The organism is Micromonospora sp. NPDC049801 (assembly GCF_040656575.1).
GTDB lineage: Bacteria > Actinomycetota > Actinomycetes > Mycobacteriales > Micromonosporaceae > Micromonospora.
Window position 1 is genome coordinate 87061 of the sequence record NZ_JBFAMS010000012.1, and the last position, 16032, is coordinate 103092.

Here is a 16032-nt window from a genome sequence, read left to right on the forward strand (position 1 = left end):
CGGTGGCCCTCCAAGCCCCGCGGCCGTCGTCCGGACGGTCGGCCCCGGCCGACCCGACGTCGACCGTGCCGCGTCCACGCTGGTCCCGCTTCACCACCGCCCTCGCCGCCCTGGTCGGCGTCGCCGTCGTCCTGACCGGTAGCGCCACGGTGGCCCACGCCGACCCGTCCGTCGCCGAGATCGAACGGCAGATCGACGACGACTGGAACAAGCTCGAACCGATCATCGAGCGGCACAACGCCACCCGAGCCGACCTGGCCTTCAAGCGCAAGCAGGCCGACACGCTCGCCGCCCGCATCGCGCCGCTGGAGCGCCAGGTCGACGCCGCGATGGACAAGGTCAGCGCGCTGGCCGTCCGCGCGTACATGGGTGAAAACCTGTCGACCGTCAACACGATGCTCGGCAGCCGGTCGCCCAGTGAGATGGTCGGTCAGCTCGAAATGCTCGACCGCTTCGCCCACAACCAGCAGGAGGACGTCCGCCAGGTCGCCGACCTGCGCAACGAGCTGGCCCGGCAGAAGGCGCCGCTGGACGAGATGGTGGTCCAGCTGACCCGCACCGAGGCCCAGTTGGCGGCGAAGAAGAAGCAGATCAACGAGGAGATCGACCGGCTACAGAAGCTGCGCCTCAAGGTGTACGGCAACGGCGGCGGCGGTTCGCTGCGTCCCGCGCCCTGCCCGGCCAGCTACCCGGGTGGCGGTGCCGGCATCGCGGTCAAGTTCGCCTGCGCCCAGATCGGCAAGCCGTACGTGTGGGGCGCCGAGGGTCCGAACTCGTACGACTGCTCCGGGCTGATGCTGGCCGCCTGGGCGAAGGCCGGTGTGTCGCTGCCGCACAACGCCGCCGCGCAGAGCCGGGTGACCAAGAACGTCAGCAAGGGCGACCTGCGCCCCGGTGACCTGGTCTTCTACTACAGCGACATCCACCACGTCGGGATGTACGTCGGCGACGGCTGGGTGGTGCACGCCTCCCAGGCCGGTGTGCCCGTCAAGATGAAGAAGGTCGACGACGGGCCCATCCACAGCTACGGTCGCCCCGGCTGAGGTGTAAGGAAGGGCCCCCTTCTAACGCCTCAGGTATAGAAGGGGGCCCTTCCTTACATCGCAAGGGCGGATCAGCGCGTCGGCCAGGCACGCCAGTTCTGCCAGGAGCGACTGGGCGTCGGGCCTCGCTGACCCTGGTAACGCGAGCCGTAGACCACCGAGCCGTACGGGTGTTCGGCGGGCGACGAGAGTCGGAAGATGCAGAGCTGACCAATCTTCATGCCCGGCCAGAGGGTGATCGGCAGGTTCGCCACGTTGGACAGCTCCAGCGTGACGTGCCCGGAGAAGCCCGGGTCGATGAACCCGGCGGTTGAGTGGGTGAGCAGGCCGAGGCGGCCCAGCGAGCTCTTCCCCTCCAGTCGGCCGGCGAGCTGGTCGCCGAGCGAGATCACCTCCAGCGTCGAGGCGAGCACGAACTCTCCCGGGTGCAGCACGAACGGCTCGCCGTCGGGCACCTCGACCACCGAGGTCAGGTCGTCCTGCTGCATGGCCGGGTCGATGTGGGTGTAGAGATGGTTGTTGAAGACCCGGAACAGCCGGTCGAGTCGTACGTCGATGCTGGAGGGTTGGACCAGGGTGGGCTCGAACGGCTCCAGGCCCAGCGTGCCGGCCTTGATCTCGGAGACCAGGTCACGGTCGGAGAGCAGCATCGGACCACCATAGCGAGGTGGGCGGTGACCAGCGTGTCGAGGTCGCTCCTCGTACATTTGTTCGATAGAATGCTCGCATGGCTTCCTGGTCCGATTTCGCCGTCGACGAGCCCCGCCTCGCCGACGGCATCCGCGTTCTCCTGCAGCAGTACGGGCCGGGCTTCGGCTATCTGGCCACGGTCCGTGCCGACGGTGGGCCCCGGGTCCATCCGGTCTCCCCGGTCATCACCGACGAGGGTCTGTTCTGCTTCATCATCGACTCGCCGAAGCGCCGGGACCTCGAACGGGACGGCCGATACGCGCTGCATTCGTTCCCTCCGGAGGAGAGCGACGACGAGGCGTACGTGGCGGGTCACGCCTGGCCGGTCACCGATCCGGTCCGGGTGGCCCGGCTGGCGCAGAGCGCTCGGGCCGAGCCGCGGGCCGACTGGCGGCTGTTCGAGTTCACCGTCGACGTGGCGATGCTGACCCGTCGTGACCAGCACGGCCTGGGCATCGCCGTGGGGCGTCCGGCCGTCCAGGTCTGGCTCGATCCGCAGACCCCGCCCGCGGCGGCCGCGCCCGCGGCCGTACCGCAGACGCGCCCGACCCGCCGCAGCCGCGACGTCCAGTGCACGGCCGCCTGACCACGGCCCTGGGGGCAGATACGCCGGTGCCGGCTCCGTCGTGACGGAGCCGGCACCTGGTGTACGCGTGGAGCTAGGCCGCGCGGTACGCGTTCCACGCGGTCAGCATGCGGCTCGCCTGACCCGCGGTGAACTGGTACATGCACGAGTCGTAGGTGTAGTCCATGAAGTTGGTGATCGGGTCCAGGCCGGCCGCCGAGCAGGTGTTCCGGCCGGTCGGGCACTCGTACGCGGGCGACGCCTCGGCCGGGGTGTCGCTGACGCCGTCACCTGAGCCGCCGCAGCCACCCTGGAAGGTGTGGTAGAGGTTCAGCCAGTGGCCGACCTCGTGGGTGCCGGTGTCGCCCTGGTTGTAGTTGGTGGCGGTGCCGCCCGGCAGCGACTCGTTCAGCACGACCACGCCATCCATGCTGCTGAGCCTGCGCTGCGGGAAGGTCGCCCAGCCCAACAGGTCGTCGCTCAACTCGCCGAGGTAGATGTTGAGCGTGTTCTTGCCGCCCACCCGCAGCGACGACTTCATCGACCGCTCCGCCGACGAGCCGTCGACGATGGGATACCAGGACGGGTTCGTCACCCGGTTGATCGAGTCGAGTCGGAAGGCGAACGCGGTGGCCGCGCCGCCGGTCCCACCCGCGTAGGCCTGGTTCAGCACGCTGATCTGCGAGGTGATCATCGAGTCGGGGATGTTTCCGCCGGCCCGAGTGCTGTTTTCCTGGATCACGTGCACCACCACCGGGATGGTGACCGTAGCGGCCAGCGTCGTGGCGCCGGCGCCGGCCCGGTAGTTGGCCCGCTCGCGCAGCGCCGCCGCGAGGTCGGCGTCCCGCTCGCGGACCTGCTTGGCGGTCAGCTCGTTCGGCTCGTGCAGGGCCCCCGCGCCGGGCTTCGCCCGGGCGTTGGCGTGGCTGTCGACCGGCTGCGCGCAGGCGCCACCCGGTGCTGAGGAGAAGGCCGAAGCGGCCGGAACGACGCCCACCGCAGCGGTGCTGAGCAGCAGCGCGAGAGTTGTCGACGCGACACCGGCGACACGCCGGGTCAGCAGGTTGGGACGGAGTCCCATGGGCCCACCTCTTTCTGGCGGCGCGGCAGGGGGTGTGTCACGCCGTGGCTGGGAACGTGTGGCCGACGTTACAACTCATCGATGCATTTGAGAACGGTCATATGTTGCCGTCTGGAAACTTCTTCGGGCAGGAGCGGGGGCGGTCGGCGCGTGGGGGTGGTTGGGTGCATGGCTGCGACGACTCGGGTACAGTGGTGCCGCCCGCGGGTGTAGTTCAATGGCAGAACATCAGCTTCCCAAGCTGACAGTGCGGGTTCGATTCCCGTCACCCGCTCCACGTACGGAAGCCCTGGTCAGGACAGATGTCCCGCCAGGGCTTCCGTGGTTCTAGGTCATGCTGAAACAGGGATGGGCCATCAGCGCGGCACGCGGGCTGTCGTGCCCCATCCGCGCCATGACGTCGCGCAGGCTCGCCCCGGGTGCCCGCGACGCGAGCGTGTTGCCGGTATGCCGCAGGTGACCCCCGGGGCACCTGGGCGCCCAGATGCCCCGCGGTCCGGTGCGCGGGCTACCCGGTGGCGCAGTTGACGTTGTTGAGCGTGAACGCGATCGGCACCGCGTCGCTGGCCTGCCAGGTGCCCAGGACGCCGAAGACCACCGAGGCGCCCGGCGTCACCAGGGGGTTGTAGCTGAGGTTCCGGGCCGTGACGGTGGCACCGCTCTGCTGGGCGGTGGCGGACCAGGACTGGGCGATGTGCTGGTCACCGCGGAAGGTGAAGCTGAGCGTCCAACCGTTGATCGGCGCGGTGCTGGTGTTCATGATGGTGATCTGGGCGGTGAAGCCTCCCGGCCACTCGCTCCCGGTGCGGTAGCTCACGGTGCAGGGCGCCGCCTGCGGCGGGCCGATCGGCACCGTGTCGGTCCGGGTGAGCAGGGTGCCGGTGGCGTCGTCCCCGACCCGGGCCGTGACCTCCAGGCCGGTGGCCGTACAGCCGGGGGACACCAGGTAACCCATGCTCCAGCTGAAGGTCGCGCCCGGATCGACGGTGACCGCCCGGCCAGGCAGCGGGTCGAGGGCCCGGCAGCCGGTGGGGAGGCCGGGGGTGGAGCCGACGAACCGGGCGTAGATCACCGTGGAGAACTGTTTCTGTTGGGCGGTGCAGTTCTGCCCGAGGGCCGTGGCGGTGATGGCCTGGCCCGGAGCCCCCCGCGGCGGGTCGAAGGTGAGCGACTGGAGCTGGACGGTACCGGCGCAGCCGTCGGCCGGGACGGTCGCGCCGGCCGGGGCGGTGCCGGCCGGATCGGCCTGCGCCGCCGCTGCGGGGACGGCCAGTGCACCGGCGGCGCAGACGGCGGCCGCGGCGAGGGTCAGGAGCGTACGCAAGAGGGTCCTCCTGGGTGAGCCGGGGGATACGGGCGCCGTCAGCGGACCGTATCAATCAATGTATGTCAATTTACCGGATCGGCGGTCGTCTCCACCATGCCCTGCCCTGCCCTGCCCTGCCCTGCCCTGGCCTGGCCTGGCCCGCCCTGGCCTGGCCTGGCCCGCCCCGGCCTGGCCTGGCCCGCCCCGGCCTGGCCTGGCCCGCCCCGGCCTGGCCTGGCCCGCCCTGGCTCAGCCCCACATCTGGGGCAGCTCGACAGGAGTCGAGGACACCGTCAGCCCTCGACGGGGAACTGTCGGTACGACGAGACCGATCGACCCCGTCCGGCAAAGGCATCTCGAACCCTCGTTCGTGACGTTGCCGGCGTGCGCCTTGGGGAAGGCATGCTGAGCCTCTTCACCTTCCGCTGGCTCGCCGGGTTCGAGAAGTTCGCGCTGCGTCACCGCCGCCAGAACAGCAGGTGGGTGACGCCGCTGGGGCTGGGCACCGTGTCCAGGTGGAAGCGGTCGAGCAGGTCGGTGTGGCTGTCCCACAGCCGTTCGCCCCGGTGCAGGTCGACGGGGGCGACGGCGATGTGCATCGTGTCGACCAGGTCGGCGTCGAGGAACGCGCGGATGGTCGCCACCCCGCCGCCGAGGCGTACGTCCCGACCGTCGGCCGCTTCTTTCGCTCGGGCCAGCGCCTCGGCCGGGCTGGCGTCGAGGAAGTGGAACGTGGTGTCGGCGAGGGTGAACGACGGCCGTACGTGGTGGGTGAGCACGAAGACCGGCGTGTGGAACGGCGGGTTGTCTCCCCACCAACCCTGCCACTCGTGGTTCTCCCAGGGCCCACGCTGGGGGCCGAACTTGTTGCGGCCCATGATCTCCGCGCCGATGTTGTGCTCGGCGTCGCGGGTCAGGTAGTCGTCCAGGCCGCGGGTTCCGCCGGGCTCGGTGCGGTAGACGAAGCTGGCGGTGGCGGCACGCCAGGAGAACAGCGCGGTGGGGTCGGCGTGGCCGAAGGGCCGTTCCAGGCTCTGCCCCTCCCCGGTGCCGAACCCGTCACGTGAGACGTTGAAGCACTGCACCCGCAGTAGCTGTGGCATGGGAACTCCCCGATGTCAGTTGGTGGTCGCCGTCGGTCCGCCGCCGCGACCCCGGTCGTCGAGCACGAGCGGGGCGCGACCGTCCACGACGTACCGGATGTGGGTGACCTGCGGCGTGTGGATGACCCGGGTGGGCGTCAGCTCGATCGCCTCCTTGTCACCGAGGTCGAGGTCGGCGTCGAGGAGCCGCAGGCCGGTGCCGAGCACGACCGGTACGACGTGCAGCTCCAACTCGTCGAGCAGGCCGGCCTTGAGTACCTGTCGTACGAGGCCGCCGCCGCCGGCCACGGCGACGTTCTTGCCGCCGGCCACGGCGCGCGCCTGCTCGACCGCGCTGGCCACTCCGTCGGTCACGTAGGTGAAGCTCGTGCCACCGCCGCGCAGCAGGGTTTCGCGGGGTCGGTGGGTGACGACGAAGACCGGTGCGCGGAACGGCGGCTCCTCGCCCCACGGCACCTCGCCGCCGTCGGCCATCCGCCGACCCATGACGTACGCGCCGGCCGCCTCGAACGTCTCGGCCATCACGTCGGAGTTGGCGTCCCGCTCGCCGCCGGCGAAGCCCTGTCGTTCGCGCCAGGCCGCCGCTTCGGTGGCCCAGCGGGTGATCCGGAAGAAGCCGGCGGCCTCGGCCGAGTCGATCCAGTCGCCGTCGCCGTCGAACTGCGGGCCGGCGTAGAACCCGTCGACCGAGACGGACAACTGTGCGGTCACCTTCGTCATGCGTTCGTTCCTCTGCTCGGGCGGCACCCCTCGGGTGCCTGCTCGCAACGAGGTCGGAGCCGAGCAGGACGCCCCTACGGGGGTTACCTGTGACCTGGATCACATTAGAGTCCCGGTAGGCTGGCGATCATGCGGATTGGCATCGTGATCCTGCCGGACCAGCGCTGGAGCCAGGCGCAGCACCGCTGGCGGCAGGCCGAAGAGTGGGGCTTCGACCACGCGTGGACGTACGACCACCTGGGCTGGCGGGACCTGGTCGACGGCCCGTGGTTCGACTCCATGAGCACGCTGACCGCCGCCGCCACCGTGACGTCCCGGATTCGACTGGGCACGCTCGTGGCGTCGCCGAACTTCCGCCATCCGGCCGCGTTCGTCCGTCAGATCACCACGGTGGACGACGTGTCGGGCGGTCGACTGCTGCTCGGTCTCGGTGCGGGCGGGATCGGGTTCGACTCGGTGGTGCTGGGTGGCGAGACGCTGCCGCCGCGCCAGCGGGTCGACCGGTTCGCCGAGTTCACCGAACTACTCGACCTGATCCTGCGCGAGGACGGCACCACCTGGCGGGGTGACTGGTTCGCCGCGGTGGACGCCCGCAACAACCCCGGCTGCGTGCAGCAGCCCCGGGTGCCGTTCGTGGTGGCCGCCAACGGGCCGCGCTCGATGCGGCTGGTGGCCCGCTTCGGGCAGGGGTGGGTGACCACCGGCACCGGCGACGACAACGACCTGGCGAGCTGGTGGACCAGCGTCTCGACGCTGTCCGAGCGGATGGACCGGACGCTCACCGAGGCCGGCCGCGACCCGGTGACGCTGGACCGTTACCTCCTGCTGGACTCCGCGCCGGTGTTCTCGCTGACCAGCGCGCAGTTCTTCGCCGACCAGGTCGGTCGGGCCGCGGAGCTGGGCTTCACCGACGTGGTGACGCACTGGCCGCGCGCCAGCAGTTGGTACGCCGGCGACGAGGCCGTCCTGGTCGACGTGGCGACCCGACTGCTGCCCGAGCTGCGCGGATAGCGCCGGCTCAGGTGCCCAGGTCTCCGGTGGCTACGCCGCCCTCGCCGCCGGAGACCAGCCGCAGGCGCAGGCAGACGATCGGGGTGTCGTCGTCGACGGGGGTGCCGAGCCGCGCCCAGTAGGCGGCGTGCCCCGTCCGCCACTCCTCGATCGAGCGGTCGCCCTCGCCCTCGGCGCGGGCGAACTCCCAGGGCACGTCGCCGAAGCGGACCACGTCGACACCGGTGATCTCGACCATGCCGGCCAACGCGTCGTCGTCGTCGACGAGCGCCAACCGTTCGCCGACCTGCTCCAGCTCCTCGCCCTCCTGCGCGTACTCGGCCAGCCGTCCGGCGGTCGCGGTCTTCACTCCGGCCAGCACCAACGTGTTCAGGGTCGTCCGCAGCTCGCCCGGCGTGCCGAGGGCGAGCGTGCGTAGGTCACCGATCCGAGGCCACATCCTGCCGAGGCTAGGCCAGCGCGGCCGGACGCGCCGCCGTAATCCGCCCCGCGCGGCTCAGATCAACTGCACGGCGTAGCCGGCGGCGTCGAGCAACCGCTGGTCACCGGTGGCCGCGTGGGCATCGAGGACCGCGTCGGCCAGCTTGACCACGTGCTCGTCGCCGTGCCGGACCGCCCGGGCGAAGACCTCCTCCGGGGTCCCGGCGGTCACCGACGGCGGCTTCACCGCGTCGCTCGAGGCGTACACCGAGGTCACGGCCGCCGTCGCGGCCCAGGCCGCGGCGAAGCTCGGCGCCCAGAGCCCCCGGTCGAGTGCCGGCAGGGTACGCAGCACGGCGGTCGGCGCCGTCACGGCGTGCACCAGCATGACCGGCTCGGCGTGCCCGAAGCGCAGGTAGTCGAGACCGGCGCGGTACACGAGCGTGTGGAGCCCGCGCTCCGCCTCAGCCGGCGTCCGCGCGGGGCGCAGCGCCGTGAGCGCCGGTTCCCACCGGGGTACGCTCACCAGCCGCCCCAACCGCTCGCGGATGCCCCCGGTCCGGTCGTCGATGCGGGGCAGCCCGGCCAGCGCGGCGACCACGTCCGGCTCAGCGGTGCCCGGGTGGCCCGACGGGACCGAGCTGAGCAGCCGGTCGGCGCCGGGCACCTGCTGCCAACGGGCCGCCCAGTAGCCGAGGGCCTGGCCCAGTTCGGTGAGCCGGGGCGGGTTCGCCCCGTACAGGTGCAGGGCGCGTACCGCGTGCCCGACCCGGATCACCCCGTGGGTGGCGCCCGCGGCGATGCCGGGCAGCAGTCGGGGCCACCAGGTGCCGAGCACGTCCCGCCACGGCGCCTCGCGCAACTGCCGGTCGAAGTACGCCAGCCAGTCGCCGGTCCGCTTCGCGTCGCCCAGCGCCGCCCGCCAGTCGTCGATCGGACGCAGCCCGCGCGGCAGCTCGTCCAGTCGGGTGAGGTAGTCGTCCAGCCAGCGGTGCACCTGTCGCTCGTGTCCGTGCCGGGCCAGCGCCTCGACGGCCATCGGGCCGTGGTTGGAGAGCCAGCCCTCGAACTCGGGACCGGTGTGGTGCAGCCGTTCGTACGCCTCGTCGAGGATTCCGTCGCTCATGCGTCGATCGTCGAAGGTGAAGTGCGCTTCAGGTCAACCCGGCAACTCTTCACCGCTGATCAGGCCGGTGATCCGCAGCGCGGCGGCGGTCTCCGGCGGGCAGTCCACGGCCACCACGGCCGCCCCGAGGACCTGTGCGCCGCGCAAGGCGCAGATGTCGTAGAGGGCGCGGATCTGGGCGCCGGTGCGTACCCAGTCGTCCACCACGAGCACCCGGTCTTCGGGGCCGAGGTGTCGCTCCCGGACGGCCAGGTCGACCTGCCGGCCCCGGTAGTCGGGCGGGCTCTGCGCCCAGGTGAGCGGGCCGGCCGGCAACCTGCCGTCGCCGGGTTTGTGCGCGGCCACGAAGCCGACCCCGAGGGCGGTCGCGGCCAGCGGTCCGAGCAACAGGCCGGTGACCGCCGGGGCGAGCACCACCGTCGGTCGGGCCTTCCGGTACGGGGCGACCAGGGCGGGGCCCAGCTCGGCCAGGACCGTCGGGTCGCGCCACCAGCCGGAGATGTCGCTGACCAGGTGGCTGACGTCCGGGCCGGGGTCGATCCAGCGGAACAGGTCGGCCAGACGTCCGGTCAGCTCGGTGGGCATCCGTCCATCGTGCGGCACGGGCGCTCGGCGCGTCCGCACCTGGGCCGCTCGACCCACCCCGCCTCGGATGATCGGCTATAGCTACTGGGGCAAATACTGGCATACCACCATGATCACGTTGACTTCGGAAGTGCTTCTCTCGTTACGGTCCGACCCGGTTTGTTCAATCGACGAAAGGACCGGGCCGGTGGCAGGTAGGCACTCCCGTACCCGCATCTTCTCCTCCCCGGCGGGCATCGCGGCCACCGCGGCGGTCGGCGTCGCCCTGGCCGTCGGCGGTACCGTCGGCGCCGTCCAGCTCACGTCGGGCTCCGGCCAGTCGGGGCAGGCGGCGCTGGACTTCACCCCCACCACCGCCGCCAGTCTCACCCCCGCCTCCCCGAGCGTCTCGCCGAGCGCCAGTGCCACCGCGACACCCAGCGTGACGGCGAGCCCGTCCGCCAGCCGATCGCCGCAGGCCGCCTCCCGGGGCAAGGCCCGCACCGCGTCGCCGAAGCCGAGCCCCAAGGCCAAGAAGACCACGGCGGCGGCGAAGGTCCTGGAGAGCGGATCGTGTGGCGCGTCCTTCTACTCCGACGGGCAGCTGACGGCCAACGGTGAGTCGTTCAACCCGAACGAGTTGACCGCGGCGCACAAGACCCTGCCGTTCAACACCAAGGTCCGGGTGACCAACCCGAGCAACGGCAAGTCCGTCGTCGTGCGGATCAACGACCGTGGGCCGTTCATCGACGGTCGCTGCCTCGACCTGTCCCTGGCCGCCTTCGCGACCATCGCCTCGGTCGACGTCGGAGCGCTCACCGTTCGCTACGAGGTTCTCGGCTGAGCGTATTCGAGAACGCCGATCCGGCCGCCAGCGTGGGCCGGGCGGACAGAACATCCTCGGACGACGGGCCAGGTTCATTCACCGGTTCACGTCGATCAGGCATGCTGTCCCTCGTACCCACGCGACTCCTCCAGTCGGGCCGTAGCCCGCTGAGCCCCGGATCCCGCGCCGGCATCGGCGCGGCCGTCGTCCTGCTCGCGATCGTCTCGGTGCTGGAACTGGCCGACGGCCGCCGGGCCCACTATGTCGCGCTCCTGGCCGCCGCCCCGATCCTGGCCGCCGCGCTGGCGGCCTGGCGGGTGGTGCTGGGCGTGGGCGCCGTGGCGACCGTGATCGGGATCGCCTTCGCGGCGACCGACCCGAGGATGATGTTGGTGACCTCGGTCAACATGGTGGCGGTCGGGATCGCGAGCGGGCTGGCCGTGGCGGTGGCCTGGGTACGACAGCGCCAGGCGGAGCAGATCGCCGAGCTGACCAAGCTCGCGTCGGTGGCCCAGCAGGCCGTGCTGCGGCCACTCGGACCGCAGGTCGGCATGCTCTCGGTGGCCGGCCGCTACATCTCCTCCACCGCCACCGCCGAGATCGGCGGGGACCTGTACGAGGCGATCGACACCCCGTACGGGGTCCGCATGATCATCGGTGACGTACGTGGCAAGGGTCTGGACGCGGTCCGCCTGGCCAGCATCGTCCTGGGTTCGTACCGGCACGTGGCCTACGAGCGGGCCGACCTGCGTGCCGTGGTCGCCGACCTGGACCGCGCGGTGGCCCGCAACGTCGGCGACGAGGATTTCGTGACGGCCGCGCTGGTCGAGGAGCGGGGCGGGACGCTGACGATCGTCAACTGCGGCCACCCCTCTCCGCTGCTGCTGCGCCGGGGCGCGGTGATCCCGTTGGAGCCGCCGGCGCCCGCGCCGCCGCTCGGGTTCATGCCGGCGGTCCGGCCCCGGGTGGAGCGTCTGGAGCCGGGCGACCGGCTGTTGTTGTTCACCGACGGTCTCGGTGAGGCCCGGCGGGACGGCGAGTTCTTCCCCACCGCCGACCGGGCGTGGCGGTTGCTCGGACACGGCACGGTCGCCGACGGGCTCGCGTCGCTCGAGACCGCCCTCGTCGAGTGGGTGCACGGCCGCCTGGACGACGACATCGCGCTGGTCCTCATGGAGTACGTCGGTTCCCGCACCGGGGTCACGTCGGCCGTGCCGAGCTGGGAAGTCGGCGCCGCCGAGAGCTGAGCGCGGCGACTGTGTAATCGCCGTCACTCTACTGATCGGGTTGTCGCTGCCTACCCACGAGTAATACAGTCGGGGTTACTGATCGGTAACACCTGTCCGGAAGCGGGGCCAGCGAGCATGACCCACTACAAGAGCAACCTTCGGGACCTCGAGTTCAACCTGTTCGAGGTCTTCGGGGCGGACCGGTCGTTCGGCCAGGAGCCGTACTCGGAACTGGACACCGACACGGCCCGGAGCTTCCTCGCCGAGGTGGACCGCCTGGCCCGCGAGGACCTGGCCGCCAGCTACCCGGACAGCGACCGCAACCCACCGGTCTTCGACCCGGCCACGCACACCGCGCCGCTGCCGGAGTCGTTCAAGAAGTCGTACCAGGCGTTCATGGACTCGGAGTTCTGGCGGCTGGACCTGCCGCCGGCGCTGGGTGGCACCAACGCCCCGCGTGCCCTCTGGTGGGCCCTCGCCGAGCTGGTGCTCGGAGCGAACGCGCCGGTCTGGATGTACTCCTCCGGCCCCTCCTTCGCGCACGTGCTGCACGTCGAGGGGACCGAGCGGCAGAAGGGCTGGGCCAAGCTCTTCATCGACAAGCAGTGGGGCTCCACGATGGTGCTCACCGAGCCGGACGCCGGCTCGGACGTGGGCGCGGGTCGTACGCGGGCGATCCAGCAGCCCGACGGCAGCTGGCACATCGAGGGCGTGAAGCGTTTCATCACCTCGGGCGAGCACGACCTGAGCGACAACATCGTGCACTACGTGCTGGCCCGCCCGGTCGGTGTGGAGGGCGTCGGCGGCCCCGGCACCAAGGGCCTGTCCCTGTTCGTCGTGCCCAAGTTCCACTTCGACGAGACCACCGGCGAGCTGGGCGAGCGCAACGGCGTCTACGCCACGAACGTCGAGCACAAGATGGGTCTGAAGGTCTCCAACACCTGCGAGATGACCTTCGGCGAGCACGGCGTCCCGGCCAAGGGCTGGCTGCTGGGCGACAAGCACGACGGCATCCGGCAGATGTTCATGATCATCGAGTACGCCCGGATGATGGTCGGCACCAAGGCGATCGCCACGCTCTCCACGGGCTACCTGAACGCCCTGGAGTACGCGAAGAACCGGGTGCAGGGCGCCGACCTGGTCCAGCAGGCCGACAAGACCGCCCCTCGGGTCACCATCACCCACCACCCGGACGTGCGGCGCTCGCTGCTGCTGCAGAAGTCGTACGCCGAGGGTCTGCGGGCCCTGGTCCTCTACACCGCCACCTGGCAGGACAAGGTCGCGCTCGCCGAGGCGGCCGGCGACGAGAAGGCCACCAAGCTGGCCAAGCGGGTCAACGACCTGCTGCTGCCGCTGGTGAAGGGCGTCGGTTCGGAGCGGGCGTACGAGTTGCTCGGCCACGAGTCCCTGCAGACCTTCGGTGGCTCCGGCTTCCTTGCGGACTATCCGCTGGAGCAGTACGTCCGGGACGCCAAGATCGACACCCTGTACGAGGGCACCACCGCCATCCAGAGCCTCGACCTGATTTTCCGCAAGATCGTCCGGGACAACGGCAAGGCGCTGCTGGCGGTGTCCGGCGAGATCCAGGAGTTCATCTCCACCGAGGCGGGCAACGGCCAGCTCAAGGAGGAGCGGCAGGCGCTCGGCAAGGCGCTCGCCGAGATCCAGAACATCCTCGGTGTGCTGACCGGCTGGCTGGGTGAGGCGCAGGCTGGCGACCCCCGCGCGCTCTACAAGGTCGGCCTGAGCAGCCGGCGGTTCCTGCTGGCGATCGGTGACCTGGTCGTCGGTTGGCTGCTGCAGAAGCAGGCCGACGTCGCGCTCAAGGCCCTCGCCGGCGAGGTGTCCGCCACCGACAAGGCGTTCTACACCGGCAAGGTGGCCGCCGCCCGGTTCTTCGCCCGGGAGGTGCTGCCGCGAATCGGCGCCGACCGGCGCATCATCGAGGGCACCGACCTCGACATCATGGACCTCCCGGAGGAGGCCTTCTGACCGCGCCACGGCACGCGTGAGCGGTTCCGGGTCGCACCACCCGGCACCCTCGGTGACGGCCGGTGGGGCCCACGCGCCCCGCCGGCCGTCGCCGTCTCCGAGGGCCACCAGCCGAGCGGTACGACGCGCGGCGCGTGTTGGCCGGGCGCGGTCGGGTATGCCGCTGCCGTGGCGGGTAACCCGCCTCGACCACGGGAACGCCCAGAGCCACCGCACGGGGGAGTGCAGCGCACATGGGTGTAGGAAGCGGCATCTTTCTCATCGCGCTCGGCGCGATCATGACCTTCGCGATCCGGGCCAACGTCTGGTGGATCGACCTGCGCGCGGTCGGCTGGGTGTTCATCCTGGCCGGGCTCGCCGTGCTCCTGACCACCCTCTGGTTCTGGCAGGACCGGCGCAAACGGGCCCGGACCCTCATCGTGGAGGAGAACCGGCTGTCCCATCCCACGGCGATGATGCCTCCGCCGCCGGACCCGCCGCCGCCGACCGCGCCACCGTCCTGACCCCCTGAGCGCGTACGCCTGAGCCATCCGCCGAACGGCGGGTGGCTCAGCCGCGTGCCGTGTGCCGCTGGGCGATCGGCGCTCCACCCCGGTCCCACTGGGTCCAGGTGGCCGCGCTGCGGTGCACTGCCAGTTCGGCGGTCCGCAGCCCCTCCTCGTCCGCCGTCTCCGGGTCGAGAAACGCGGAGAGCAGCGAGACGCCCGGATCGTGGGCGATCAACAGCACCACCCGAGCCGCCGGATCGGCCGTCCGGGCCAGCGACAACAGCTCCTCGGGGTGGGCGTCGTACGCGCCGGGCTCGTAACGCACGCTCGGGCGGGGACCGGCCGGCCCGCCCTCCGGGGGCGAACCCGTCATTCCCATGGCCACGCCGTGCCAGGTCTGCCGGGTCCGCAGGGCGGTCGAGCAGATCACCACGTCGGGCAGCAGGTCGTGGTGGGCCAACCACGCGCCGGCCGCCGCCGCGTCGGCCTCCCCGCGGGCGCTCAACGGGCGCTGGGCGTCGTCCGTACCCTCGCTGCCCGGCTCGGCCTTCGCGTGCCGGAGCAACACCAGTGTCCGCGCCTCGGCGGGGCTGTCCGTCATGCCCCCAGCTTGCCCGATTGGCGATCTCCCTGCCGGGGTAAGTCCACGGATGCCGCACCCCCTACCAACGGCCGCGGCGGGTCGTACGCCAGGTTAGAGCCGAGGAGCGAGACATGGGCATTGGTGGCAGCATCTTCCTGATCGCGCTGGGCGCGATCTTCGCATTCGCCGTGGAGGCCGACCTCGGGTGGCTGAACCTGTCCGTGGTCGGCTGGGTGTTGATGCTCGCCGGTGTCGCCGGCCTGCTCGTCACCCTCTACTTCTGGAACGGCCGCCGTCGTACCGTGGTCGCCGCGCCGGTCCGCGAGGACGTGGTGGTCGACCGGGTGGTGCCGGTCCAGGACGACCAGGTCATGCGGGAGTACCGCGAGGTTCGTCGGCCGGGCCGTCCGGTCTGACCCGCAACCGCGTCAGCCGGGGCCCCGCAGCGTGGCGGGGCCCCGGCTCGCGTCTGCGGCTGCGGTAGCTCAGGCGAACAGCGCGAAGTAGATCGCGACGTGGTGGCACAGCGCGGCCACCAGCGTGCACGCGTGGAAGAACTCGTGGTGGCCGAAGACCGTCGGCCACGGGTTGGGCCGGCGCAACGCGTAGAACACCGCGCCGACGCTGTAGATGGCACCACCGACGATCAGCAGCACCAACGCCGTGACACCGCCGCCGTGCAGGATGTCCGGCAGCATGGCGACCGCGACCCAGCCGAGCGCCAGGTAGAGCGGCGCGGACACCCAGCGCGGCGCGTGCGGCCAGACGAGCTTCAGCGCCACGCCGCCGAGAGCCCCACCCCAGACCAGGGCCAGCATGATGGTGGCCTGCCGGGTCGAGAGCAGCATGGTGCAGAGCGGGGTGTACGTGCCGGCGATGAACACGAAGATCATGCAGTGGTCCATCCGGCGCATCACCTGGTAGCCGCGCTCCGACCACACTCGACGGTGGTAGAGGGCGCTGGTGCCGAACAGCCCGCAGACCGTCAGGCTGTAGATGGCGCAGCTCACGAGGGGCGCCCAGCCCGGGCGGCTGGCGGCGATCGAGCAGAGCACGATGCCGGCGACCAGCGCGACGAAGAACGCGTACGTGTGTAGCCAGCCGCGCATCCGGGGCTTACCGATGTCGACCGGCTTCAGGCGAAGCGGGGCGGAGGTGCTCACGCCCTCAGGTTACGGCACCGTAGGTTACTTTCAAGTAGTCCAACCGGTGACGCGTGGCACGCGCCGATCTTGCGGTTTCGGTGGTTGAAATGAGTGGGCAGCTCCATTTGTCGCCACAGAAA

Annotated in this window: 18 protein-coding genes, 1 tRNA gene and 1 pseudogene; 9 read left to right on the forward strand and 11 right to left on the reverse strand. The window is 71.1% G+C overall.

What is annotated here, in order from left to right; all coding sequences use genetic code 11:
- Window positions 1-2 precede the first annotated feature (2 nt).
- Complete coding sequence (locus tag AB0I89_RS21605; RefSeq protein ID WP_357129473.1) at window positions 3-1043, forward strand: NlpC/P60 family protein; 1041 nt, start codon at window positions 3-5, stop codon at window positions 1041-1043.
- Window positions 1044-1114: 71 nt separating this feature from the next.
- On the opposite strand, the gene dcd is transcribed toward AB0I89_RS21605, so the two are convergent.
- Window positions 1115-1693, reverse strand: a complete 579-nt coding sequence (dcd, locus tag AB0I89_RS21610; protein ID WP_266247661.1) for a dCTP deaminase — start codon at window positions 1691-1693, stop codon at window positions 1115-1117.
- A gap of 77 nt (window positions 1694-1770) precedes the next feature.
- Here dcd and AB0I89_RS21615 point away from each other — a divergent pair, with 77 nt between their 5' ends.
- Entirely contained in the window at window positions 1771-2319 is a 549-nt protein-coding gene (locus AB0I89_RS21615; protein ID WP_357129478.1) for a pyridoxamine 5'-phosphate oxidase family protein, read from the forward strand.
- Between the two features lie 73 nt (window positions 2320-2392).
- Here the strand turns inward: AB0I89_RS21615 and AB0I89_RS21620 are convergent, their stop codons facing one another.
- Window positions 2393-3379: a zinc metalloprotease gene (locus AB0I89_RS21620; RefSeq protein WP_357129481.1), complete on the reverse strand. Its 987-nt coding sequence runs from the start codon at window positions 3377-3379 to the stop codon at window positions 2393-2395.
- 203 nt (window positions 3380-3582) lie between these two features.
- Here AB0I89_RS21620 and AB0I89_RS21625 point away from each other — a divergent pair.
- Window positions 3583-3656 (forward strand) — tRNA-Gly (locus AB0I89_RS21625).
- Between the two features lie 77 nt (window positions 3657-3733).
- Here the strand turns inward: AB0I89_RS21625 and AB0I89_RS21630 are convergent.
- The 4 genes and pseudogenes from AB0I89_RS21630 to AB0I89_RS21645 all read right to left on the reverse strand — a co-directional run.
- Window positions 3734-3835 (reverse strand): annotated as a pseudogene (locus tag AB0I89_RS21630) (site-specific integrase); the annotation flags it as partial.
- Window positions 3836-3887: 52 nt separating this feature from the next.
- A complete protein-coding gene (locus AB0I89_RS21635) occupies window positions 3888-4703 on the reverse strand; it encodes a cellulose-binding domain-containing protein (protein ID WP_357129484.1) in 816 nt (271 codons plus the stop codon).
- A 440-nt stretch (window positions 4704-5143) separates the two neighbouring features.
- Complete coding sequence (locus AB0I89_RS21640; RefSeq protein ID WP_357129487.1) at window positions 5144-5788, reverse strand: dihydrofolate reductase family protein; 645 nt, start codon at window positions 5786-5788, stop codon at window positions 5144-5146.
- Between the two features lie 15 nt (window positions 5789-5803).
- On the reverse strand, window positions 5804-6508 hold the full coding sequence (locus tag AB0I89_RS21645; RefSeq protein WP_357129490.1) for a dihydrofolate reductase family protein: 705 nt from the start codon (window positions 6506-6508) through the stop codon (window positions 5804-5806).
- Window positions 6509-6637: 129 nt separating this feature from the next.
- Between AB0I89_RS21645 and AB0I89_RS21650 the strand changes: the two genes are divergently transcribed.
- On the forward strand, window positions 6638-7519 hold the full coding sequence (locus AB0I89_RS21650; RefSeq protein ID WP_357129493.1) for an LLM class flavin-dependent oxidoreductase: 882 nt from the start codon (window positions 6638-6640) through the stop codon (window positions 7517-7519).
- 7 nt (window positions 7520-7526) lie between these two features.
- On the opposite strand, the gene AB0I89_RS21655 is transcribed toward AB0I89_RS21650, so the two are convergent.
- The 3 genes from AB0I89_RS21655 to AB0I89_RS21665 are packed head-to-tail and all read right to left on the reverse strand — an operon-like array spanning window position 7527 to window position 9650.
- Complete coding sequence (locus AB0I89_RS21655) at window positions 7527-7958, reverse strand: ASCH domain-containing protein (protein WP_357129497.1); 432 nt, start codon at window positions 7956-7958, stop codon at window positions 7527-7529.
- A gap of 57 nt (window positions 7959-8015) precedes the next feature.
- Window positions 8016-9065, reverse strand: coding sequence for a questin oxidase family protein (locus tag AB0I89_RS21660; protein ID WP_357129499.1), 1050 nt, complete (start codon window positions 9063-9065; stop codon window positions 8016-8018).
- A gap of 33 nt (window positions 9066-9098) precedes the next feature.
- Window positions 9099-9650 carry a phosphoribosyltransferase gene (locus AB0I89_RS21665; protein WP_357129502.1) on the reverse strand — a complete coding sequence of 184 codons (552 nt, stop codon included), beginning with the start codon at window positions 9648-9650 and terminating at the stop codon, window positions 9099-9101.
- Window positions 9651-9837: 187 nt separating this feature from the next.
- On the opposite strand from AB0I89_RS21665, the gene AB0I89_RS21670 reads away from it, so the two are divergent.
- The 4 genes from AB0I89_RS21670 (at window position 9838) to AB0I89_RS21685 (ending at window position 14179) form a co-directional block, all read left to right on the forward strand.
- Window positions 9838-10473, forward strand: coding sequence for a septal ring lytic transglycosylase RlpA family protein (locus AB0I89_RS21670; RefSeq protein WP_357129505.1), 636 nt, complete (start codon window positions 9838-9840; stop codon window positions 10471-10473).
- 101 nt (window positions 10474-10574) lie between these two features.
- The gene (locus tag AB0I89_RS21675) at window positions 10575-11702 is read left to right on the forward strand and encodes a PP2C family protein-serine/threonine phosphatase (protein WP_357129508.1); all 1128 of its coding nucleotides are present in this window, start codon (window positions 10575-10577) and stop codon (window positions 11700-11702) included.
- Between the two features lie 117 nt (window positions 11703-11819).
- Window positions 11820-13676 carry an acyl-CoA dehydrogenase gene (locus AB0I89_RS21680; RefSeq protein ID WP_357129511.1) on the forward strand — a complete coding sequence of 619 codons (1857 nt, stop codon included), beginning with the start codon at window positions 11820-11822 and terminating at the stop codon, window positions 13674-13676.
- A 233-nt stretch (window positions 13677-13909) separates the two neighbouring features.
- Window positions 13910-14179 carry a DUF6458 family protein gene (locus tag AB0I89_RS21685; RefSeq protein ID WP_007454197.1) on the forward strand — a complete coding sequence of 90 codons (270 nt, stop codon included), beginning with the start codon at window positions 13910-13912 and terminating at the stop codon, window positions 14177-14179.
- A 46-nt stretch (window positions 14180-14225) separates the two neighbouring features.
- Here the strand turns inward: AB0I89_RS21685 and AB0I89_RS21690 are convergent, their stop codons facing one another.
- Window positions 14226-14765, reverse strand: a complete 540-nt coding sequence (locus AB0I89_RS21690; protein WP_357129514.1) for a histidine phosphatase family protein — start codon at window positions 14763-14765, stop codon at window positions 14226-14228.
- A gap of 113 nt (window positions 14766-14878) precedes the next feature.
- Between AB0I89_RS21690 and AB0I89_RS21695 the strand changes: the two genes are divergently transcribed.
- The gene (locus AB0I89_RS21695) at window positions 14879-15163 is read left to right on the forward strand and encodes a DUF6458 family protein (RefSeq protein ID WP_357129517.1); all 285 of its coding nucleotides are present in this window, start codon (window positions 14879-14881) and stop codon (window positions 15161-15163) included.
- A gap of 69 nt (window positions 15164-15232) precedes the next feature.
- On the opposite strand, the gene AB0I89_RS21700 is transcribed toward AB0I89_RS21695, so the two are convergent.
- Window positions 15233-15910 (reverse strand): hemolysin III family protein, encoded by a 678-nt coding sequence (locus tag AB0I89_RS21700; RefSeq protein ID WP_357129520.1) that lies wholly within the window; start codon window positions 15908-15910, stop codon window positions 15233-15235.
- Between the last annotated feature and the right edge of the window lie 122 nt (window positions 15911-16032).